Below are 22,133 nucleotides of genomic sequence, written 5' to 3' on the forward strand. Positions count from 1 at the left end.
CACTGAATAATTGTCTGCGCGGGCGATCTGTGGCGAGAAGATGTGTTGAAAATTCGCCCATCACGATGATAGGTCCCATTTCTTGCGCGCTTTGCAAGCTTAGGAAGATGAATCAAAAAGTCACAATTTTTTCATCCCGCAAAGAAGCAGTATAATCTTTCATTATATATAGCGAATGCGCCATTCCATTCAGTATGCTTAAGTTATTTTGTTTTAATCCGCTTGAGGTCTTTTTCAATCGACTTGATTCCGATAATTCGCCTGCATGAAAAACATACTCATCTTACTGGTCATCGTATTCATGCCAATTTTGGCGAGCGCACCGGCATGTGCTGAAATCGATGTTGCGGCGGAGTATGAGGAAACGATTGGTCGGTATATCCGGGTTTATCAGGAGAAAGATACCCCTTTGAGTTTGCCGGGTGCTTTGGCAGCGTACCGAAACGGGCATTTCACGCAATCCGGCAATTCCGTCATCAATTTTGGTATTGGTGCAAAACCGGTATGGCTGGCATTTCAAGTCAGGAATGATGCAGAAGCTGCAGTGCATCGCAATATACTATTGGAAACTTCCTGGCTGGATAAAATCGATATTTATTTTCTCCGGCAGGATGAGTTGATCGGCAGCTATCGTACGGGAGACAGCTTGATATTTTCCCAGCGGCCGATTGATCATCGGTTTTTTGTCACCGGTCATGATTTCAGCGCTGGCGAGACGACCGTGTTGATGCGGATAGAATCGGATGATGCCATGGTTTTACCGGTTTATTTCATCAGCAATGAAAAACTGGCCGAGAGAAATCAATGGCAAGCATATAGCTATGGCTTCATGTACGGTGTCATCCTGGCTTTGGTTGCTTACAATGTGATGCTCTATTTCGGATTGCTTACCAGTCCCTATCTGTTCTATTCGATTTATCTGCTGTTATTTTTATTGTTGAACGCTGCGTATACCGGTCATGCCTATCAATGGCTGTGGCCGGAATCGCCGCTCTGGCAGAAATGGGCTAATCCGGTATTGATCATGGCTTGTACTGTCAGTGGGTTTGCTTTTGCGTTGCAGTTCCTGAATATCAAATTGTCCCGACCGGGTGTTTATCGCTTGACCGTGGTGTGCTCGGCTATTCTGTGCGCCTTATTGCTGCTCGCGATACTGGCCGATAAATTTGTCACGGCGTTGTTGATAGCCTTGTTTCTTATTTTATTTTTTTATGTTGCTTCGATTCTGCTGGGCGTCATTTCATTGCAAGCCGGTAACCGGTACGCCAAGTATTTTCTGCTGGCGTCGATTTTTTCGATCTGCGGTGGCATGATTACCGCCAATGCTGTCTGGGGGGTCATTCCTTTCAACGAAATGACCTACCGGGCTACGGATATCGGCATGATGATCGATGCCATCTTGCTTGCGCTGGCATTGGCCGAACGTTTTAACATCAATCAGAACGAAAAATTGCTGGCGGAAAAAATGGCGGGTATAGATTCATTGACCAATCTGAATAACCGCCGCTCTTTTTATAAGTTTGTTCAACCGATTTGGGCCATGAGTCTACGCAGCAAGAGCAGCACCTCGGTGATCATGCTGGATATCGATAACTTCAAATTACTCAATGATACTTACGGTCATGCCTTGGGCGACCGTGTTCTGATTCAGCTGGCGGAAACTATGCAGAGAGAAGCGCGCAGCGGGGATATTCTGGCGCGCTGGGGCGGAGAGGAATTTTTGATTTTCCTACCGGAAACCCGTTTGGCTGATGCCGTTACCATTGCCGAACGGATGCGCAGCAAAATTAGTACTATCCAACTGACAACCGAGAAAAATAAGAAGCTTTTATTTACCGCCAGTTTTGGTGTGGCGCATACCTATGTGGCGAGTGTATCGCTGGATGAATTGATTTCCAAAGCCGATCAACAGCTTTATCGCGCCAAGCGGCAAGGGCGCAATTGTGTATGTTCCGATCTAGCCGATTAAGGTAGTAGGTGAAAGCAAAGAAACAGCGCTGCTATTCGCGCAAACAGCGGGATGCTGCAGCGGCAGGCTTAGTGCAGTTTCCGGAAATCCGCTATGATTTCATCATCCTCGCCGTCATCGATATCAGCAAATTCGTCATTGCTTATTTCCAATGCATCGATCAACTCCACGATCCGGCTATCCGGTGTCATGCCGTCGGCTAACGCGCAATCATCATCAATATCCGAGGGATCGATATTATCTTCATCATCAAACGAAAAACTTTTCAGTGCCATGACAGCCTCCTTGCAAAATGGGTTGATACGCTATCAGTAGAACACATTTCTGGGAAGTGTAAATCAAGGATTAGAAAGGATTTTCTATAATAATTCCAGCGTTTGATGGTGCTGCCGTAACTAGGCTGTTACCGCTGTAGGATGACGGCAAAAAGTCGAGTAGAAAGGTGGGAAAAGTTTATGTCCATTGACTGCAGACATACGTCCGGTTCAGTGCCAGCCATTGCAAAGCGATGATGGCGCTAGCCGATGTAATTTTGCCTGAATTGAGCAAGGTGAGGGCTGTATCCAAGGATGCCACGTGTACTTTGATGTCTTCGCCTTCTTCGGTTGCACCGTGCACACCACCGGCATGGGTAGAATCCACCCGGCCGCAAAATAACGCCACACGTTCCGTGGTGCCGCCCGGACTGACGAAGAAGTCATACAGCGGAATCAAATCGCTAATGATGCAATCGGCTTCTTCGATGCTTTCGCGTTTAGCCACGTCTTGCGCTGTTTCACCGGCCTCAATCACGCCGGCGACAATTTCGAGCAACCACGATCCATCTGCCGCAGTCAATGCGCCGACCCGGAATTGTTCGATCAGAATGACTTCGTCGCGAACGGGATCATATGGCAGAACGGCGGCGGCATGGCCACGCTCGAATACTTCACGCACCAGCGGATGACTCCAGTCACCATTGAATAGCCGATGACGCAAGCGGTATTTTTCTATGCGAAAAAAACCTTCAAAGCATATCGTTTTCTCTATAACTTCGACGTTTGTATTCACTGTTGTTTGTTTCATGCGAAGAGATTGTCATCTTGCGTTCGCGCTATGTCACAACAGTGTTGCAGCAACTGATAGCGTTAGCGCAATCCTAACGAGTCAAGCGTCACATCGTCATCATCGTCCAAGTCATTTTTGACGGTCTCGAATTCGTCATCATCAAAATCATCTTTCACCGTTTCAAATTCGTCAATTATTTTGGCAAACTTGCCGGGTGGGATTTTGCTATCCGCAAGGATATCATCGTCATCGCTAAAGCTATCAACTGGGTAGCCACCATCGTCATCGTCAAAAGAAAGTTCTTTGATCATCGCTATTACCTCCATCTCAACATTTTTGAAGATAAGCTATTGATAACAGATCATGCCGCTAAAACAATTAAAGATCACACCGGGTTTTTCCTGCTAATTCTGAAATTTGAATGATATTCATCAAATAATCATTTACTAAGTGGCGTTTCTTAACTGTAAATATACGCTATTTGATTTTTTCTAACAGGAAAAGTTTGCCGGTGGAATACGGTACTGGCACCGGGGCCGGTGGTTTTTCCGGCTTATGTGATGGGAAGCGGTATAATTTGGTAGAATCAAACGCTATTTGGAACAGGTAGACAACGCATGGACGAAGAGACAAAAACGTTACTCCGCAATATTGCTCATCATCTCAAATGGGTAATCGTTTTATTGCTCGGCATATTGGCTTTGCTGATTGCCGAAATAGCTGGCGGCGTTTGAGCGGATAAAAGTTCTCCGGCTACTGCCAGCCGGTAATCTCGTAGCCTTTTTCTTCCAGGCAGCGCGATACAAAGTTAACGTAAGCCTGACCGGGTTGTGCGGATCTTGATGAAAATAGAACGCCTCTGAGCAATCCTGCAACGGCGCCGCTGGCTGCACCGACTAATGAGCCCTGGCCGGCAGCACCGTAGATGGCTCCTCCAGCAGCTCCGCTGGCAGCGCCAATGCCGGCCCCCATCGCTGTGCTGGTTGCAACATTACCGAGTTTGCCATCCCCTCCTTCCCGGGCGCCAGCCGATTCGGCCAATTTTCTGCAAACTTCGATATCTTTTTCAGCGGCTGCTTTCCCTACCGCTAGAAAATGCGTGTTGGGATAAACAATAGGGCCGGTGCTGGAGCAGGCGGATAAAAATAACAAAATTGATCCCAGCGTCAATGCCGTCAGTAATCTCATTATCTTTTTTCTCATATTGGATGATGAATGGTGAAGGCGGTGCGTTCATCGATGATGTGGTGACGAATGCTACTATCCGCGCCAGCGGGAGTAACATTCGTCCTATTGCATATTACCTGGATCGGATTTGAGCTTACTCTTTACCTTTGGCGGTTAAAGAGCCCAGGAAAGCTTTGACATCCTCGATAAATCCGGGACCAACTTTTCGGCCGAGCTGATGTTCCGCCATTTCCTCGATCGCTTCATCCAATGTTTTGACTGAACCGTCATGGAAGTACGGCCCGGTTTTGGTGATGTTGCGCAAGCTCGGCACCTTGAACACTTTTTTATCGGTTTCGAGGCCGGTTACCGCAAATCTGCCCACATCGGAGGTTTCATACGGTTCGACCAGGCCGATCTTTTTATAGGAATTACCGCCAAGCACGACACCGTTATGACAGTTTACGCATCCCATCTGAATGAATTTATGCAGACCTCTTTTTTCTTTTTCATTCAGCGCTTTTTCGTCACCATTGAGAAAATCGTCAAAACGCGAAGGCGTCAGCAGCGTGCGTTCGAAAGCGCCGATGGCTTTACCGACGTTTTTGTATTGCATCGGATCTTTCTCATCTTTGAACGCTTCGGCAAACATAGCTTTGTATTCGTCTATTTTTTTCAATTTGTCGACCACGGCAGCTTCGCTCGGCATGCCCATTTCGATCGGATTCAGAATCGGACCCAATGCTTGCTCTTCAACGTCTTTGGCCCGGCCGTCCCAGAATTGCGCAATATGCAGCGCGGCGTTCAAGGTCGTCGGAGAATTTCTGCCGCCGCGTTTTCCTTCATGTCCCGGTGATGTCGGCTGACCGTCGACGCCGAAATTATTCAGTTGATGGCAGGAATTACAGGAAATGGTGTCGTTGACCGAAAGCCGTGGATCCGAGTACAGCTTCTTGCCTAATGTGATCAAGGCGGCATTCTTTTTCTCATCAATGATCGAAGCGGGTAAGGGTTCAAAGAATTGTTTCAGCGTGGTTTTGTCCAGCTTATGGTGACCGCCGTGCATGCCGTGCATTCCTCCCATGCCCATGCCGTGATGGTCGCCATCATGCATTTCATCATGCTGATCGCCGCTTTTCGATTTATCCTGATGATCGTGACTACTTTGCGCATAACTGTAGGAACTTACTATCAATGCCAGCAATAAAAATACTTTCATACATCCTCCAAGAATTTAACGTGAGCACGCCCCGGTCAATTTCACGGGAAAAATTTTTACCGAATTAAGAATAAAAAGGGCGCTTCGTAATCGATGGTTTTTCAATGAATGATTGACCGGCTTTTAGTATACCCAGATTGTATTTGATATAGATAGCGAAGTTGCGCATTTGGCGAGTTTCCAGTGAATTGTGGCCGGTGTGCGCTGGAAAGTTATGCAAAATACCGATTGTGTGGCTATGCGGCGGCAGTTTTGATGTGGCTGAGCAATTTCTAAAATAACGAAGCACGTATTGTGTGGACGATAGTCTAAGAAAAGTCTGCGTAAGCCGTGACAAGTTCGGGGCGAGAGGTAAGTATCTGATTCCGTTCGCACTGATCCGCTCTGACCCTGAATGAGTGGGATTTACGCAGATCATTCTTAAATGTGTTCAACCGGATTTATTAAAGGAGATAATCTCATGACTAAGAGAAATTATTTGTTGGTGACTGCGGTTTTCTTTCTGGTGCTCGGCCCTGCTGCCGCACTCCATGCAAGCGACGGCGTGGTTGTGGCACAAGCGCATCAGCATGACCATGACAAGGATAGCGCCAAAGGCGGCGATGATCGTCAAGGCAGCCATTGCAAAGATAAGGGCAAAGCGGGCGGACACGGTCATCATCACGGTCATGCAATGAAGATGCGGCATGATTATGCGCATGTGATTATTTCGCATGCCGATACGCTGAAACTCACCGATGAGCAATTGGGGAAAATTGTCCGCTTGCACTTGAAAAATAAAGCCGAGCACGAAGACCTCAAACACCGGTTGCGAGAAGACATGCATACCTTCCGGCATGAAAGCATGAATCCGGGTGTGAGCGATGAGCAGTTACGCAGTTCTGCAAAAAATCATATCGATGACTTTAACGCAATGGTTGAGCATCACATTAAAGAGCGCCAAGCCATCCATGCAGTTTTATCGGATCAGCAAAGAGCGCTGCTGAAATCCATTAAAACGGATCACGATCAGGGCAAGAAAAAAAGCGGTCATGGCGATCATTGAATTCCATTTGTTTTTTTAGAGCCAGTTATGCCGGTCTAAGGAAACTGTGAAGAAGATAGCGAGCAACGGTCGGGTAAAAGAAATAGCTGAGAGAGCGCAGTTTGCCAGCGATAAATGAGCATTTTGCGCCCGATTCATCCTTGCCGTCGCTCGCCTTCCGTTTTCACGATTTCCTTAGGGAAGCTCTGAAAAACTACTGCGCTCGGCCACACTGCGTTGAAATCACGTTCAAAATACTCATTTACAACTTGTAAACTGCGCTTTTTCACCTGATTTCGCCTTGTTTGGCCGTCGCTCGCTACCTTTTTCAGAGCTTCCTTAGTTGTGTTGCAGAAAAGCCTCGAATTTATCAGCCATCATCGGCTTGCTGAAAAAGTTACCTTGGCCGTAATCGCAGCCCATGGCGATCAATAACTGTTTTTGCAAATCGGTTTCGACGCCTTCGGCAATCACTTTCATACCCAGGCGGTGCGCCATGGTGATGACCGCTTCGCAAAGAATTCTGTCGCTGGATTTGCTATCCAGATTGGAAATGAATGAACGGTCGATTTTCAGGTAATCGATGTCAAATTTTTTCAGATAGGAGAGCGAGGAATAACCCGTGCCGAAATCGTCAATGGCGACTTGAACACCCGCATCGCGGTAATTGAGTAATTGTTTAACCACCAATTCATGCACATCGAGCAGCAAGTTCTCGGTGATTTCAACGATGATACTTTGTCCGTCCAAGCCGCGCTCGTTCAAGTGATTGACCCAATCTCCCATTTTGCTGATGAATTGTTTCGGTGATTTATTGATACTGATTTGGAAATCGGTGTTGAAATTGGCTTGCCATAAGGCAACCTGATTGACGGCTTGCTTGAATACCCAATCGCCGATGTCGATTATCAGGTTGGTTTCTTCCGCAATGGTGATGAATTCCCCCGGATAAATGATGCCCCGTTCCGGATGCCGCCAGCGAATCAAGGCTTCGGCTTTGTAGATATTGCCGGTTGCCAGTTCGACAATCGGTTGATACAGCAAATACAGTTGTTCTTCCTTCAATGCCGTGCGCAGCTCGTATGCCGTTCTCGAACGGACCTCGCTCGCGGTCCGCATGTTCGACGTAAAGCAACTCCAGCAGTTGCGGCCATTGTTTTTGGCGGCGTACATGGCTTGATCGGCATTCTTCATCAGTATCTCGACGTTGCTGGCATCATCGGGGAAAAATGTCGCGCCGATACTTGCTGAAACATAAGCTTGTTTACTGCTGAGATAAAACGGCTTGGCCAGCTCCAGCAGGATCGTATGCATGATCTTTTCGGCACGCTGCGGTTCACTGATGCCGTTCAGAATAATGGTAAATTCGTCACCACCCAGACGCGCCACGGTATCGGTTTCCCGCACACAACTGTTCAACCGCTTAGCCGCTTCCACCAGCAGCGCATCACCAACGCTGTGTCCGAGAGAATCGTTGACTTCTTTGAAACGGTCAAGATCGATAAACAACACGGTCAATCCCGTACCGATGCGCGCGGCGCTTTTGATGTCGTGGTTTAACCGCTCGTAAAACATATTGCGGTTCGGCAACCCGGTGAGCGAATCATAATTTGCTTGCCGCCAGATAATTTCATCCGCTTTTTTCTTGTCGGTGATATCGGAAAAATTGATCAGATAGTAATTGATCAAACCATCCTTGCTGCGTACCGGGATGATGTTGAACCATGACGGATACTCCCGGCCTTGCTTGTGCCGGTTCCATACCTCTCCCTGCCAATGGTTGTGCTGTTTGACGCTGTGCCAGATTTTCTGGAAAAAATTGCTGCCGTGGCGGATCGACGTGACGATGGATACCGCTTTGCCGACAACTTCTTCTTCCGTATAGCCGGTAATTTTTTGCAATGCTTTGTTGATGGAGACGATAATTTTTCCGGCATCCGCGATCATGATCGCTTCGGTACTGTTTTCAAACACTTTGCTGGAAAGGTAGAGCTGCTCGTTTACCTTTTGTTGTTCCAGCGCAATGCCGATGATGAACGATCCGATCTCCAGCAGCTTGCGATGAAAAGCGCTGGGCATACGGTGCTCAAAGCTGGACAGCGCAAACGAGCCGATGCATTCGCCGCCTTTGCTGCGTACCGGCATGGACCAGCAGGAGAGAATATTAAAATCAATCGCTAACTGGCGGATATTTTGCCAGCGCGGATCGTCCAGTGTGCTTTCGATAAAAACCGGCTCTTGGCGGAAAACGGCATTGCCGCAAGAACCGGCTCCCGGACCCGGGCGCAAACCATTCAGTTGCACGATGCATGCTTCGGGAACACTGGGAGCGGCGAAAACATTCATGCAGTGCTTTTCCTTATCCAACAGCATGACTGTGGCAACGGCGTTATCCAGAAGCTGCTCCATCAAGAGGCAGACTTTTTCGCAAATCTCCTTGTAGTCGTTGCCGAGTACCACTAATTGAAGAATTTCCTGCTGAAACTGGAGGATCCTGCCTTGTTCGATATTGGTCAGATCGAAATAATTCGTCGGCGTATAAATCTGATGAGATAAATCCTCATTCACACGGGTATTCTTACTCATTCGTCTGGTGATATTGGCAGTGATTTTGAAGACTCAAATGTAGGAACAGAAATTAGAAATGCAAACCGGATCGGCGGGAATTATACGATAGATTGTTCATAAGTTCAAAAACTTACCGCCAGGAGAATGACTTGCATTCTCCTCGGCATTATGCAACCAAATCGAGGGCATAGGCTATGGCTAGGCAGCCTTTGATTAATCGCTGCAGCATAAAACAGAAGGAAAGCGTGGATGGCGTGCAGGCTTTGTCAGTTTTTTGAGGCTACTCACAACGATAGGCATGCCCGGCAAAAATGATTTCCTTCTCAGCACCCGGAACCTCATATCTTCCGGAATTATTGGAATAAAGGACATGCACGGTATTACCACCGAGTTTTTGCGTTTCGTTTCTTAAATTGTTGCGGGCCTTGATCAAGCGGTCCACATACGGCGTTTTGTCCGTGTCGCTATCATTTTCTCTGGAAGAACCTTTTACCTTGCCGAGCAACTCGCAACCCTCGGGAGCTTCTTCCCCGACTATGAGGGTGACGGTTTTGGTTTTCTCCGGTTGCTGCGGAGCTTCGTTCGTTTGTGCAAAGACTTCGCTACAACCGATGACAATTAAAATCAATAATGCTTTTTTCGTAAACTTGCTCTCTATTCCGGATTTAGAAACACTCATGGATGACTCCTTCCTGACATGTATTGGTTGTATTTTAAAGCCGGTTAGCATAGATAAGCACAGCATGACCCGTCAATAGCATTTTGGCGAAAGAATGCAGGGCGATGGCGCAATGCCGGGAAATGAAGTCACTCCCTGCGTCTTTTCAAGTTATTTCGTGGACTTGCCGTGCGGTATAGTGCATGGCACATAACTGAGAGGAGGCGGAATGTTGGAAATCATCATTTATCTTTCCCTGGCGGGTGCGGTCATTGCGATTGCATACGGCGTCATGCTGTACAACAGCCTAGTAGATATTAAGCATAGTGTGTCGCAGGCGTGGTCGAATATCGATGTGCTGCTGAAGCAGCGTCACGATGAATTGCCCAAACTAGTCGAAACATGCAAGCAATTCATGGGGTATGAACAGGAAACGCTGAAGCAAGTGATTGCGGCCCGTTCGCAAGTCGCTAGCGCGCGCGAGGCGGGCAACATCAGCGCGCTGGGTGCGGCGGAGAATAATTTGCGTCTCGGCTTGGGCAATCTGTTTGCCGTCGCGGAAGATTATCCCGAACTGAAAGCCAGCGAAAAATTTCAGCATTTGCAGGCGCGCATCACTGGTCTTGAAAACAGCATCGCTGACCGGCGCGAGTATTACAACGAAGCGGTGAAAATCAATAATGTGCGGATCGAGCAATTTCCCGATGTCATCATCGCCCATTGGTTTAAATTCAAAGCACGCGATTTGCTCGAATTCAGCGCAGCGGACAAGCAGGATGTCAGTATCGCCAAGCTGTTCTGCTGACGGGAGGCTTGCGCATGAATCAAATACTGGCTGAGATTCCGCCGCAGGATTATCCCTATGTGCTGGGCACGGTGGTCGCTGCCGCATTGCTCAGTTTCTATTGGTTTGTGCGCAACTGGAAACGCCTGCGCATCATCGAGGATACGCCGACGGCGAAATTGCGTTCGGCGCATCAAGGTTATGTCGAACTGGAAGGTAAAGGCCAGTTTATCGATAACCAGCCGATTTACGCACCGCTCAGCAATCATCCCTGTCTGTGGTACTCGAGCAAAATTGAGCAGCAGGAGACGTTTACCGAAAATGGCCGTACGCAAACGCGCTGGAACGTTGTCTACACCAATACCAGCGAGCACCGCTTCCGGCTTGCCGACGGCGACAGCAGTTGCGATGTCGACCCGGACCGCGCGGAAGTCAACGGCAACGAAAAGCTGGTGTGGTACGGCAATAGCGAATGGCCGACGCGTACGCATATGCTGGAAAGCCAGTCGATCGTGCACGCCATGTCGAACCGCTACCGTTACAGCGAATGGCTGATACTGCCGGGGCAGCCGCTGTATATCCTGGGGCAGTTCAGCACACATTCCGCTACTACGCGTAAATCATTGCGGGATGTGATGATCGGTGTGATCAATGACTGGAAACGCGATCAACCGGCGCTGCAGAAACGCTTCGATACCGACCGTGATGGCAATATCGATCAGCAGGAATGGGAAGCGGCGCGCTCCGAGGCGCGGGTTGAGGCGCAGCGTATTTACGATCAACTTGCTTTGGAGCCGGATACCAATATCATCGCAAAACCGCACAATCCGTCGCAGCCTTTTATCATCTCGGTGTATCCGCAGACATTATTGATGCGTAAATTCCGCCGCAACAGCTACGCCGCACTAAGCGCGTGCATCGTATCGGTTTGCGCGACCGCTTGGCTGATTCATGTGCATGGATGAACGCAGTTGTTTCCCAGGATTTCCTCAGGGAAGCTCGGAAAAAAGTAGCGAGCGACGGTCAGGCAAGGCGAAATCAGGTGAGAAAGCGGAGTTTACGATTAGTAAATGAGCATTTTGAGCCTGATTTCAACGCAGCATGACTGAGCGCAGCAGTTTTTTCGAGCTTTCCTAACGCCAAAACAAGATCGATCTTGCCAGTCTTTTCCAGCTTGCGGACGATAATCGATCGTGTTGCGCCGCACATGCCAGTGCGCCGCTCAGTTGCCCGAGCTGAAAGCTAACGGCGGCGGTTTTTTTCGGCAATTCATTCAATAATTGCATGGCCCTATAGCGGTCGTTTTCCACGCCCAGTTCGTCCTGCAAAGCCGCCAGCGCGGTAATGAACGGCGCGGTTTGTTTCCCGTACAGAGGCGCAAACGCTTCTGCGCTGTAGCGCATCTTTTTGGCGGCGATACGCGCCAGATGGCGCTCGGCCGGATTCAATCCGGAAAAACCGTGGCAGCGTTTGCGTAGTTTTTGCCAGCGTTGCTCGAGAATGGCTGCCGCCCATGTTTCGGCATCGCGCTGGCGCGTATCGGTGGGTGTCGCGAGCAGGCTGCGGCCGATGTCGAGTATCAGTTGGGTGAAGGCCGGTTGCAGCAATAGCGCTTGCGCACGCTGACGGGCTTGTGCGGCGGCATTTTGCAGCACTGCAAGGGCGTCATCGCCGGTGGCCGTATGCTGTGCCTGTGCCGCCAGAACCGGCAGAATACCGGGCAAGATTTCATACTGAAATACATCCCAATCGCGCGCCGGGTTCAGTGCGTGCATTAATTCACGCAGCGGCTGGCCCCAGCCGGGTGCCGCTTGTTCCAGTGATTGCGCTAACCCAGTGGCCGCGCGTAAACGCCGCATGGCCACGCGAAGCTGATGCAGATATTCGATGTCGTGGGCGTTTTCCAGAAAACCCGGCACGTTGGCGGATAATTGCACCAGTGCTGCTTGTAAGACGGCATGCCAAGCTTCACCCGCAGGCTGGCCGTGTGCAATGGCCGGGCGGACGGATTTTACCGCACCGGGATTGACGGCGCCGCACAGCGTATAGCCGCGCTCCGCTTTGCTGCGCGGCTCGATGTGCAACGGTGCGGCGTGCAGCAGTTGCGCGGCGATATCGAACAAAAATTCCGGCTTGCCGGATTTGAGCTCGATTTCCACTTCGCAAATCTCCCGGCATTGTCCGGCGGCGGTGATTTTGCCGCGATCGAGCGCCACTTCGGCTTGTGTTTTACTATGAACGATTTGCCATGCGGTGCGGCGGAATTCGGTGGCGAATACCGGCGCGATGCGTTTGTGTTTGATGCCCGCCAGTAAATCCAACGCCACCTGCGGCAATGCGGAGAAATCCGGCTGGTCGCCGTTTGCGACGGCCGCTTCCCACTCCGGGCGGCTGGTGAGCGCACCGACTGATTGCGCTTCGGCTTTCAGCGTCTGAATCCACTGCTTACCGATGCGGCGTACGCGCAATGCAATGCCGCGCCGCATCAGATCAAACTTCGGGGTATCGAAATATATGCTGAGCAAGGGATGCTGTTGAGGTTTTCCGCTGTTGAGCAAGGAATGGCGCCGGATGCGGGCAACATGGCGTGGTTGCAAAGCCAGCTTGAGCTCGATTTCCATACAATTTTCCCGTGAGAATGGCGCTGCAACAGGCAGCGCGGAGCGGATACTGTACTACTCAATCTTCAAGGTATCAAAATTGATCCCGGCCGGGGGTGGGGGCGTTTTCAGTTTCATATTTTCCAGCGCGTTGACCACCTGTTGCGCGATAACCAAGTTGCGGTACCACTTATAATCGGCAGGCACGATATGCCACGGCGCCAGATCGGTGCTGGTGGCGCTGAGCATGGCTTCGAACGCTTCCATATAGTTTTTCCAGAATTTACGCTCCTCGATGTCGCCGGTGCTGAATTTCCAGCGTTTCTCCGGATTGTTGATGCGCTCTTCCAGCCGTTTCTTCTGTTCATCCTTGGAAATATGCAGGAAAAACTTCAGGATGCACGTGCCGCTTTCGGACAATAATTCCTCGAATTCATTGATCTGATTAAACCGCTGCTGTACTACCTTGTCCGAAATCAAGTCATGCACGCGCGTGATCAACACATCTTCGTAATGCGAGCGGTTGAAAATACCGATCTGACCTTTCTCCGGCGCTTTTTGATGTACGCGCCACAAAAAATCATGTTTCAGCTCTTCCGCCGACGGCGTCTTGAACGTCACTACTTTGCAGCCTTGTGGATTGACGCCTGACATCACGTGTTTGATGACGCCATCCTTGCCGCTGGTATCCATACCCTGCAACACAACCAGCAATGCGTGATTGCCGTTGGCGAACAAACGTTCCTGCAATTCATCCAATTTGCCGATCAACTTTTCCGTGACAGCTTTGGCTTCTTCCTTGCCTTGCTCGTTTTTCTTGTAATCGCCAGTATCACCAGGATCGCATTGCGACAGGTCGAGCTTGCTGCCGGGTTTTATTGGGTGGTTGTTCATTGTGTTTTTCAAAGATTAACTTGTATGATTAACTTGCAATTCCCCGTGATCTTGCCACGGGGAGCATTATAGTTTGTGTTTTTGAAGTCAGCGTAGCGCGCCATTTTTTTGTTTTTCTGCGCCGTAATACCCCGCGGTCTTGCCGTGGGGAGAGGTGCAGGGCGCGCGGAGCAAATTTATTCGGTATTCTCTGCTTTTAAGCGCGTTTTAGTTGAACGTCGTGTTAAACGCGCCGTTTTCTCAGTCAACGCCAACAGCTCCGACAAGGCCTCGTTGACCGCTTTCGACGTGGGAAATGCTTTTGCCACTTCCGGTTCCAGCAGCACGACGGATGTGCCCTCAGCCACTTCAGCAAAGAACTTTCCTCGTTCCAGTGTTGCGAAATCGGAACGCTTGTAGCTTTTGCGCATGTCTTCCTTATCCTTCTTCATAGATTTTCCTTTCGCCTCGCGTCAGGCGGCGTGCACTGATAATTCGAATCGTACCCGGCCGGTAAGTGTGGCAGACTGCCAGCAAACGGCCAAGCTTGGAACAACCGAATGTGATATACCGTTCTTCTTTCGCAGAATGATCGGGATCCGGGCCAGATACCGCATGAGGATCGAGAAAAACTGTAGCCGCTTCGTCAAATGAAACACCGTGTTTCCGGCGATTGGTTTCCGCTTTCTTTGAATCCCAGTCAAATTTCATGGCCGATCAGCATCCGACTCGTCACGTAATATTATTGATATTATAGTATTTTGAAATGGATAAGTTCACAGATTGAGAATGCGTGTACGCATCCGGATTGATTCAGAATTTACGTTGTCAACAAAGACGCTTGTTGTCTGAACAGTACTGCCCAAAAGAACCATGAATGACCCCCATTTCACCACCCCCATCGCCCAGCGCATCTGGGATACCAAATATCGTCACTATGAACGCGGTGCCGCGCTGGATGCTTGCATCGAAGACACTTGGCAGCGCGTCGCGAAAGTGCTGGTTGCGCCGGAAAATAATGCGGATTATTGGCAGATGCGTTTTTACGGCATCCTGCGCGATTTTAAATTCCTGCCCGGTGGACGTATCCTGGCCGGAGCGGGGACCGTGCATCAGGTGACGCTGTTTAATTGTTTTGTGATGGGAACGATCACCGATTCGATGGATGGTATTTTTGATGCGCTCAAGGAAGGCGCGTTGACCATGCAGCAGGGCGGCGGGGTCGGTTATGATTTTTCGACGTTGCGCCCGCGCGGTGCGCAAGCCGCCGGTGCCGGGTCGGTGGCTTCCGGGCCAGTTTCGTTTATGCGCATTTGGGACAGCATGTGCGCAACCATTCTGTCTACCGGCGCGCGGCGCGGTGCGATGATGGGCACGTTGCGCTGCGATCATCCGGATATCGAGGAATTCATCGCCGCCAAACAGGATCGCAGCCAGTTGCGGCATTTCAATGTTTCCGTGCTCGTCAGCGATGCGTTCATGACTGCCGTCAGCCGCGGCGAAGAATGGCCGCTGGTTTTTCCCGCAAATGAGAGTGAAATTGGCGGAGAGCTGCTCTTGCGCGCCTGGCCGGGTTACGGCGATGCGGTGCCGTGCAAGGTGTACAAATGCATCCGGGCACGCGCGTTGTGGCAGAACATCATGCGCGCCAACTACGATTACGCGGAACCGGGCGTGCTGTTCATCGACCGCATCAACCGGCTGAATAATCTGTATTACTGCGAAACGATTCATGCCACCAATCCGTGTGGCGAGGTGCCGTTGCCGCCTTATGGCGCTTGCAATCTGGGGTCGATCAATCTCGCGCAATTTGTGCGCGACCCTTTTAGCGCGCAAGCGCGGCTTGATTTGGATGCGATCGCTACGACAGCCGCGATTGCCGTGCGCCTGCTCGATAATGTCATTGATGTTTCGCGTTTTCCCTTAGCCAGCCAAGCCGGACAGGCGCAGCGCTCGCGCCGCATCGGTCTGGGGCTGACGGGTTTAGCCGACGCGTTGATCATGCTACAAATCCGCTACGGTAGCAGCGCCGCGGTGCAAATCGCGCAGCTTGCCATGCAGCACATCTGTCACGCGGCTTATCAGGCTTCGGTTGAGCTTGCACGGGAGAAGGGCGCGTTTCCGCTGTTCGACCAGGAAAAATATCTGGCCGGTGCTTTTGTGCGAACCTTGCCCGAATCGATACGCGATAGTATTGCGCAGCACGGCATCCGCAACAGTCATCTGACCGCCATCGCCCCGGCAGGGACCATCAGCTTGCTGGCCAACAATATTTCCAGCGGATTGGAGCCGGTATTCGATAGTTGCTACACGCGGCGGGTGCTCAAGCGCGATGGCTGCTATGCGGATTTTCTAGTGATCGATTATGCCGCCGCCTTATGGCACAAAGACTGCGCAAGCGGAAATTTGCCACCGGCTTTCGTTACCGCGCACGAACTGACACCAGCCGAGCATCTGTCCATGCAAGCCGCCATTCAGCCGTACGCCGACCAAGCGATTTCCAAGACGATCAACATACCGGCGGATTACGATTTTGCGCAATTCAGCGATCTGTATCAGCAAGCTTACGATCTGGGCTTGAAAGGCTGCACCACGTTCCGGCCCAATGTGGTGACAGGCGAGATTCTGCATAAGCCGGATGCGCAACATGCGCCACCGCATTGCTGCGGTTTGGAACGGGAAGCGGACTAATAATCCAAGTCTTGCGGAAAAATACCCGTCCGTGCAACGCCGTCGTTGCCGATGCTGCCGCAGAACATACCGCTGGTGTTGAAGCGCAGCGCGTAGCGGCCTTGCGCATCCAGCACGATCAAACCGCCGTCACCGCCGAGTTCGGCGATTTCGTCGAGCGTATGACTGGCTGCTTCGGCGGGTGGGATGTGTTGCAGCCGCACCTGCGCTGCCGTATTAAACGCTGCCGCAGCACGGATGAATACTTCGCCGCTGCCGGTTGCGGATACCGCGACTGAGCGGTTGTCCGCGTAAGTGCCGGCGCCGATGATCGGCGAATCGCCGACGCGCCCGAAGCGTTTGTTGGTAAGTCCGCCGGTTGAAGTACCGGCAGCCAGATTGCCATGACAATCCAGCGCCACGGCGCCCACGGTGCCGTGTTTTTCATCACCGCTGGGCGGCGATGGTGCGGATTCCATATCGTGATCGCGCAGAACCTGCTCTTGCGCGATGGCCTTTTGCAGTTGATCCCAGCGGTGTTGCGTATAGAAATAGGACGGATCGACGATTTCCAAACCGTGTCCGGCGGCAAAATCCTCAGCTCCCCGGCCGATCAGCAGTACATGTGCGCTTTGCGTCATGACTGCATGCGCAGCGCGGATCGGGTTGCGGATCGTGGTGACTCCGGCAACAGCGCCCGCCATGCGCGTGGCGCCATCCATGATCGACGCATCCAGCTCGTTCCGGCCTTCATGACTGAACACCGCGCCCTTGCCGGCATTGAACAACGGCGAATCCTCCATGACTACGATGGCGGCAATCACGGCATTAATGCTGCTGCCGCCTGCTTTGAGCACCGCATGACCGGCGAGCAGCGATTCCGCCAGCACTTGGCGGTAGGCTTGCTCGCGCTCTGCGGTCAACCGCTTGCGGTCGATTGCCCCGGCACCGCCGTGAATGACCAAACGTATGGGTGGATGATTAATAGACATGCTATTCGTTGGTATGGTCATGAGCGGGAGGCAAAGAGAAAGACGGTTATTTCAGGTGTACAGATATTATTACAAACTAATTTTTCAAGTTTCCACAAGTGACGTTGCACGCCGGATCGGTATTTGCCAAACCGGAATACAAAACGCTGAATTACCAGAGTGACTCGTTTATTCAGTCATTGATAGCATGTGTGACTTTTCTCACAATGATTTGAAACCGGAGCAGTTATAGTGCGATCTTGGCGCATCTTGCCAAATTGAGTAAGCGAACATTTTTCCACATTACGAGGGCTTGTATCATGGCAAAAATTCAATTCGTAGAACCTAACATGTATGTGCTAAGTGGCAAGAATATTCATGTCAGCTATTCGACTTCCGGGTTTGATGGTAAACCGCATTTCTCTTACCAGGATTTGCATCAAACGCATAGCTTCAGCGGAGATCAAATTCGTCGTGTCGAAACCGAGATCGGTACCATCGTCAGTGTTACGACTCGTTTGACGATCGATTCTGGTGGAACGACCTTCAGCGTGCTGCTACCGCGAGTCAATCTCCAAGCATCTCAATCCTTGCCAATCCATACTGAGGGTATAACAACCGTACATCGGTTCTCAATCCTCCCGGTGATCGGGCAGCTTGACTTTTATACCATTACGCCACTGTCCGGTACTGCGGCGCAAGTATTTTTCTAGTATTTTGAGTTATTAAATCAATCAGGTTGGTTTGTGAGAATTTACAAACCAACCGATATCAAATTAAATGGGCAAATGGATACTACCGTACTTGGTTGGATTCCTCACTCGCCATTTCCAACACCTCGGCCGCCGTCAATTGCCCAGCCATGTCACCGTTCCAAGTCGCGTTGAACGGCAAAGTATTCTGCACTCGCGTGGCGCGGCCAACGTAGGCTTGTACCGTTAAATCCGGCTGCGTGATGGGTATGGCAATGGCGCGCGGGTTGCGGGTTGTTTCGGCGAGCAGCGCTTGATTGATCTTGGCTTGGCGCCGCCCATCGCGTTTGCCTTTTGGCGTTGCGCGCAAGCTGCTTAACGATTTTTTCAGCAAGCTGGCGTGATTGCGCTTGTCGTCCTCGAGAACTTGATACGCTTGCAGATACAACTGATTGCCGCGCCAGCCGAGCAAACGTGGCTGATTGACGACTCGAACCGGCGTGCCGACCGGTACATCGTGATAAATGCACACGATGTCTTCCGGGTACATGCGCAGACACCCGTGGCTGCCGCGCAAGCCGATGCTCGGCGGTTTGTCGGTGCCGTGGATGGCGTAGTTCGGCCAGTCGAGTTTCAGCACATGCGTGCCCATCGGGTTATCCGGTCCGGGTGGCACCACGGCGGGTAATGGATCGCCGTTTTTGGCGTGCTCCCGGCGGATCGAAGGTGTCGGAATCCAGCTCGGATTGGCGGTTTTCGACGCGATGCGCGTCATGCCTTCCGGTGTTTTCCATTCCACCCGGCCGATACCGACCGGATGCGTAATGACTCGTTGCGGCTTTCCGGCTTTGGTTTTGGGAAAATAAAACAAGCGCATCGCGGCGAGATTGATCACAATCCCTTGGCGCGGCCCCTCCGGCAGCACGAACTGCGTGGGAATCACAATCCTGGTACCCGCTTTCGGCAACCACGGATCGATACCGGGATTAGCGCTGACGATTTCTTCATAACCCAGGTTGAAGCGCCGTGCGATGTCGGACAGCGTATCGTCTTCGCCGGCGGTGATTACTTGCAATTTACCGACGACATCGTCGCGCGCGGAATCGAAACTGAATTCATGACTGGCCACCGGAATAGGCAATGATTTGACTACCGGGGCAAGGGGTGGTGACGGTTCGGTTAAAAATGTCTGGCAACCGCTCAGAAGCAATACACTGGCGCAAAAACCGCATGCGAGACCGTCACGCAGGGATAATAATTTATTTTTATTCATAAGAATCAATAATATTATGAAAAAATGGCGTGACCCATGGCGATAAATTTACAGGGTTTTTTACCATGACACAACCATTCATCGAAATGAATCAAGGTATTTTCATCGTCATTTGATGTAAAGGATGAAAGATCGTCACACATTTTTTGACCGGAAAAATCGATTGCCAGTATGATTGCCAGATAATAGCGACACGGATCAGCAGCATTATTCGTCATCGGTTCAAAATTTTAACCAATCAACTTTTATAAATATGATCACTATCGGTTTCATCGGTCTCGGCATCATGGGCAAGCCCATGGCGGGGCATTTGATCAAAGGCGGGCACCGCCTGTTTTTACAATCGCGCAGCGGCGTGCCCGCCGATTTGATCGAGCTGGGCGGCAGTGCGTTATCGTCGCCCAAAAGGGTTACGCAGCATGCGGATATCGTCATTACGATGCTGCCGGATACGCCGGATGTGGAGAGAGTGTTGTTCGGTGCGGATGGCGTGACCGAAGGGTTGCAAGCCGATCCTGGCCGGAGCCGGATCATCGTCGACATGAGTTCGATCTCACCGCTGGCGACGCGCGAATTTGCCGCGCGGTTGAATGCGCTTGGGCACGACTACGCCGACGCGCCGGTTTCCGGCGGCGATGTGGGGGCGCAGAATGCCACGTTGACGATCATGGTCGGCGCAAGTGCGGCGGTGTTTGAAAAAATCAAACCGGTACTGGAATTGATGGGGAAAACGGTGACGCATATCGGCGACGTCGGTGCCGGGCAAGTGTGCAAGGTTGCGAATCAAATCGTGGTGTCGTCGGCGATCGAAGCGGTGGCGGAAGCGTTGCTGTTCGCATCCAAAGCCGGTGTCGATCCGGGCAAGGTGCGGCATGCGTTGCTCGGTGGTTTTGCTGCGTCGAAGGCGCTGGAGGTGCATGGGCAGCGCATGATCGAGCGGCGTTTCGAGCCGGGTTTCCGCATCGAATTGCATCACAAGGACTTGAATATCGCGTTGCAAAGTGCTGCCGAACTGGGCGTGAGCTTGCCGAACACGGCGGCGGTGCGCGAATTGTTTTCCGCTTGTCTCGCGCATGGCGGCGCAACATGGGATAATTCCGCCATTGTTAAAATGCTGGAAAAACTCGCTAACCACGAAATCCAAAAACACCCTGAATAAGCATATGTCTGCTCAAGAACTGGTCAATCAACTGCGGTCTTTTTTGCCGCCCGATGCGGTTTTGCACGAAACCGAGGATTTGAAACCGTACGAATGCGACGGTTTGTCCGCTTACCGGCAATTGCCGATGATCGTGGCGCTGCCGCACAGCGAAGAACAGGTTGTGAAAATATTGCAGCTTTGTCATGCCACTCAAACGCCGGTGGTGGCGCGCGGTGCGGGTACCGGTTTATCCGGCGGTGCGTTGCCGCATGCGCAGGGAGTTTTGTTGTCGCTGGCGAAACTGAAGCAAATCATCGCCATCGATCCGCTGGCACGCACCGCGCGCGTGCAACCCGGCGTGCGCAATCTGGCGATCAGCGAAGCGGCGGCGCCGTTCGGTTTGTGCTACGCGCCGGATCCTTCGTCGCAAATCGCCTGTTCGATCGGCGGTAACGTTGCGGAAAATTCCGGCGGCGTGCATTGCCTGAAATACGGCCTGACGGTGCACAATATTCTCAAGTTGCGCGTGCTGACCATCGACGGCGAGTGCCTGGAAATCGGTGGTGATAGCCTGGATAGCGCGGGTTATGACTTGCTGGCACTGATGACGGGCAGCGAGGGCATGCTCGGTATCGTCACGGAAATCACCGTGAAACTGATCCCGGTGCCGGAAAAAGCGCAGCTCGTCATGGCGGCGTTTGACGATGTGCAGAAGGCGGGCAGCGCGGTGGCGAATGTCATCGGCGCAGGCATCATTCCGGCGGGTATGGAAATGATGGATAAGATTACGATTCATGCGGTGGAGGAATTCCTGCACGCCGGTTACGATCTGAATGCCGAGGCGATTTTGCTGTGCGAATCGGACGGCAGCATCGAGGAAGTGGCGGATGAAATTCAGCGGGTGAATGCCATCATGCAGCAAAGCGGTGCGATTAATATCAGCACCTCGCATAACGAAGCCGAGCGGCTTAAATTCTGGGCTGGCCGTAAAGCGGCCTTTCCCGCCGCGGGCCGGGTTTCTCCAGATTATTACTGCATGGATGGCACCATTCCGCGTAAACGGCTGGCCGATGTACTGCGCGGCATTGAAGAATTGTCGCAAGAATACGGTTTGCGTTGCATGAATGTATTTCATGCCGGTGACGGCAATTTGCATCCGCTGATCCTGTACGATGCAAATAAGCCCGGCGAATTGGAAAGAACCGAAGAATTCGGCGGAAAAATACTGGAAATGTGCATTCATGCCGGTGGCACGATCACCGGAGAACATGGCGTGGGAATGGAAAAAATCAATCAGATGTGTTCACAATTCGGCAGCGGCGAACTGGCCATGTTCCATGCCGTGAAGGCGGCGTTCGATCCGGCGGGTTTGCTCAATCCGGGCAAAGCGGTGCCTGAATTACACCGGTGCGCGGAACTGGGGGCGATGCATGTGCATCGTGGCGAGCAAAAATTTGCTGAGCTGCCGCGTTTTTGA

General features: G+C 51.5%; 22 protein-coding genes. 8 read left to right on the top strand and 14 right to left on the bottom strand.

Going from position 1 to position 22,133, the window contains the following annotated elements; translation table 11 throughout:
* Positions 1-265: 265 nt before the first annotated feature.
* The gene (locus tag HRU78_02755) at positions 266-1,969 is read left to right on the top strand and encodes a GGDEF domain-containing protein (GenBank protein QOJ22698.1); all 1,704 of its coding nucleotides are present in this window, start codon (positions 266-268) and stop codon (positions 1,967-1,969) included.
* Between the two features lie 68 nt (positions 1,970-2,037).
* On the opposite strand, the gene HRU78_02760 is transcribed toward HRU78_02755, so the two are convergent.
* The 5 genes from HRU78_02760 to HRU78_02780 all read right to left on the bottom strand — a co-directional run bounded on the left by HRU78_02760 (position 2,038) and on the right by HRU78_02780 (position 5,402).
* Positions 2,038-2,244: a hypothetical protein gene (locus tag HRU78_02760; protein QOJ22699.1), complete on the bottom strand. Its 207-nt coding sequence runs from the start codon at positions 2,242-2,244 to the stop codon at positions 2,038-2,040.
* Between the two features lie 178 nt (positions 2,245-2,422).
* Positions 2,423-3,034, bottom strand: coding sequence for an ADP-ribose diphosphatase (gene nudF / locus HRU78_02765; protein ID QOJ22700.1), 612 nt, complete (start codon positions 3,032-3,034; stop codon positions 2,423-2,425).
* A 62-nt stretch (positions 3,035-3,096) separates the two neighbouring features.
* A complete protein-coding gene (locus tag HRU78_02770) occupies positions 3,097-3,327 on the bottom strand; it encodes a hypothetical protein (GenBank protein QOJ22701.1) in 231 nt (76 codons plus the stop codon).
* A gap of 442 nt (positions 3,328-3,769) precedes the next feature.
* Complete coding sequence (locus HRU78_02775) at positions 3,770-4,204, bottom strand: hypothetical protein (GenBank protein QOJ22702.1); 435 nt, start codon at positions 4,202-4,204, stop codon at positions 3,770-3,772.
* Between the two features lie 133 nt (positions 4,205-4,337).
* Entirely contained in the window at positions 4,338-5,402 is a 1,065-nt protein-coding gene (locus HRU78_02780; protein QOJ22703.1) for a c-type cytochrome, read from the bottom strand.
* 460 nt (positions 5,403-5,862) lie between these two features.
* On the opposite strand from HRU78_02780, the gene HRU78_02785 reads away from it, so the two are divergent.
* A complete protein-coding gene (locus tag HRU78_02785) occupies positions 5,863-6,447 on the top strand; it encodes a Spy/CpxP family protein refolding chaperone (GenBank protein ID QOJ22704.1) in 585 nt (194 codons plus the stop codon).
* Positions 6,448-6,765: 318 nt separating this feature from the next.
* Here HRU78_02785 and HRU78_02790 read toward each other — a convergent pair whose 3' ends face one another.
* Both HRU78_02790 and HRU78_02795 read right to left on the bottom strand, forming a co-directional pair.
* Positions 6,766-9,012 carry an EAL domain-containing protein gene (locus HRU78_02790; protein ID QOJ22705.1) on the bottom strand — a complete coding sequence of 749 codons (2,247 nt, stop codon included), beginning with the start codon at positions 9,010-9,012 and terminating at the stop codon, positions 6,766-6,768.
* 262 nt (positions 9,013-9,274) lie between these two features.
* Positions 9,275-9,673: a DUF4156 domain-containing protein gene (locus HRU78_02795; protein QOJ22706.1), complete on the bottom strand. Its 399-nt coding sequence runs from the start codon at positions 9,671-9,673 to the stop codon at positions 9,275-9,277.
* Between the two features lie 208 nt (positions 9,674-9,881).
* Between HRU78_02795 and HRU78_02800 the strand changes: the two genes are divergently transcribed.
* Positions 9,882-10,457: a LemA family protein gene (locus HRU78_02800; protein ID QOJ22707.1), complete on the top strand. Its 576-nt coding sequence runs from the start codon at positions 9,882-9,884 to the stop codon at positions 10,455-10,457.
* Positions 10,458-10,471: 14 nt separating this feature from the next.
* Positions 10,472-11,401 carry an E3 ubiquitin--protein ligase gene (locus HRU78_02805; GenBank protein ID QOJ22708.1) on the top strand — a complete coding sequence of 310 codons (930 nt, stop codon included), beginning with the start codon at positions 10,472-10,474 and terminating at the stop codon, positions 11,399-11,401.
* A gap of 168 nt (positions 11,402-11,569) precedes the next feature.
* On the opposite strand, the gene HRU78_02810 is transcribed toward HRU78_02805, so the two are convergent.
* The 4 genes from HRU78_02810 to HRU78_02825 form a co-directional block, all read right to left on the bottom strand.
* Positions 11,570-13,057: a CHAD domain-containing protein gene (locus tag HRU78_02810; protein ID QOJ22709.1), complete on the bottom strand. Its 1,488-nt coding sequence runs from the start codon at positions 13,055-13,057 to the stop codon at positions 11,570-11,572.
* Between the two features lie 54 nt (positions 13,058-13,111).
* Complete coding sequence (locus HRU78_02815) at positions 13,112-13,930, bottom strand: polyphosphate kinase 2 family protein (GenBank protein ID QOJ22710.1); 819 nt, start codon at positions 13,928-13,930, stop codon at positions 13,112-13,114.
* A 176-nt stretch (positions 13,931-14,106) separates the two neighbouring features.
* The gene (locus HRU78_02820) at positions 14,107-14,361 is read right to left on the bottom strand and encodes a hypothetical protein (GenBank protein ID QOJ22711.1); all 255 of its coding nucleotides are present in this window, start codon (positions 14,359-14,361) and stop codon (positions 14,107-14,109) included.
* A complete protein-coding gene (locus HRU78_02825; GenBank protein ID QOJ22712.1) occupies positions 14,348-14,620 on the bottom strand; it encodes a BrnT family toxin in 273 nt (90 codons plus the stop codon). The genes HRU78_02820 and HRU78_02825 overlap by 14 nt, the downstream gene beginning before the upstream one ends.
* A 162-nt stretch (positions 14,621-14,782) precedes the next feature.
* Between HRU78_02825 and HRU78_02830 the strand changes: the two genes are divergently transcribed.
* Complete coding sequence (locus HRU78_02830; GenBank protein QOJ22713.1) at positions 14,783-16,600, top strand: adenosylcobalamin-dependent ribonucleoside-diphosphate reductase; 1,818 nt, start codon at positions 14,783-14,785, stop codon at positions 16,598-16,600.
* On the opposite strand, the gene HRU78_02835 is transcribed toward HRU78_02830, so the two are convergent.
* Positions 16,597-17,592 carry an isoaspartyl peptidase/L-asparaginase gene (locus tag HRU78_02835; GenBank protein ID QOJ22714.1) on the bottom strand — a complete coding sequence of 332 codons (996 nt, stop codon included), beginning with the start codon at positions 17,590-17,592 and terminating at the stop codon, positions 16,597-16,599. The genes HRU78_02830 and HRU78_02835 overlap by 4 nt on opposite strands.
* A gap of 278 nt (positions 17,593-17,870) precedes the next feature.
* Here HRU78_02835 and HRU78_02840 point away from each other — a divergent pair, with 278 nt between their 5' ends.
* Entirely contained in the window at positions 17,871-18,263 is a 393-nt protein-coding gene (locus tag HRU78_02840; protein QOJ22715.1) for a hypothetical protein, read from the top strand.
* A gap of 82 nt (positions 18,264-18,345) precedes the next feature.
* Here the strand turns inward: HRU78_02840 and HRU78_02845 are convergent, their stop codons facing one another.
* Both HRU78_02845 and HRU78_02850 read right to left on the bottom strand, forming a co-directional pair.
* Complete coding sequence (locus HRU78_02845; GenBank protein ID QOJ22716.1) at positions 18,346-19,515, bottom strand: L,D-transpeptidase family protein; 1,170 nt, start codon at positions 19,513-19,515, stop codon at positions 18,346-18,348.
* A 14-nt stretch (positions 19,516-19,529) separates the two neighbouring features.
* Positions 19,530-19,733, bottom strand: coding sequence for a hypothetical protein (locus HRU78_02850; GenBank protein ID QOJ22717.1), 204 nt, complete (start codon positions 19,731-19,733; stop codon positions 19,530-19,532).
* 35 nt (positions 19,734-19,768) lie between these two features.
* Between HRU78_02850 and HRU78_02855 the strand changes: the two genes are divergently transcribed.
* Both HRU78_02855 and HRU78_02860 read left to right on the top strand, forming a co-directional pair.
* Positions 19,769-20,674, top strand: coding sequence for a 2-hydroxy-3-oxopropionate reductase (locus HRU78_02855; GenBank protein QOJ22718.1), 906 nt, complete (start codon positions 19,769-19,771; stop codon positions 20,672-20,674).
* Positions 20,675-20,678: 4 nt separating this feature from the next.
* Positions 20,679-22,133, top strand: a complete 1,455-nt coding sequence (locus HRU78_02860; GenBank protein ID QOJ22719.1) for an FAD-binding protein — start codon at positions 20,679-20,681, stop codon at positions 22,131-22,133.

It is taken from the genome of Gammaproteobacteria bacterium (assembly GCA_015709635.1).
Taxonomy (GTDB): domain Bacteria; phylum Pseudomonadota; class Gammaproteobacteria; order Burkholderiales; family Nitrosomonadaceae; genus Nitrosomonas.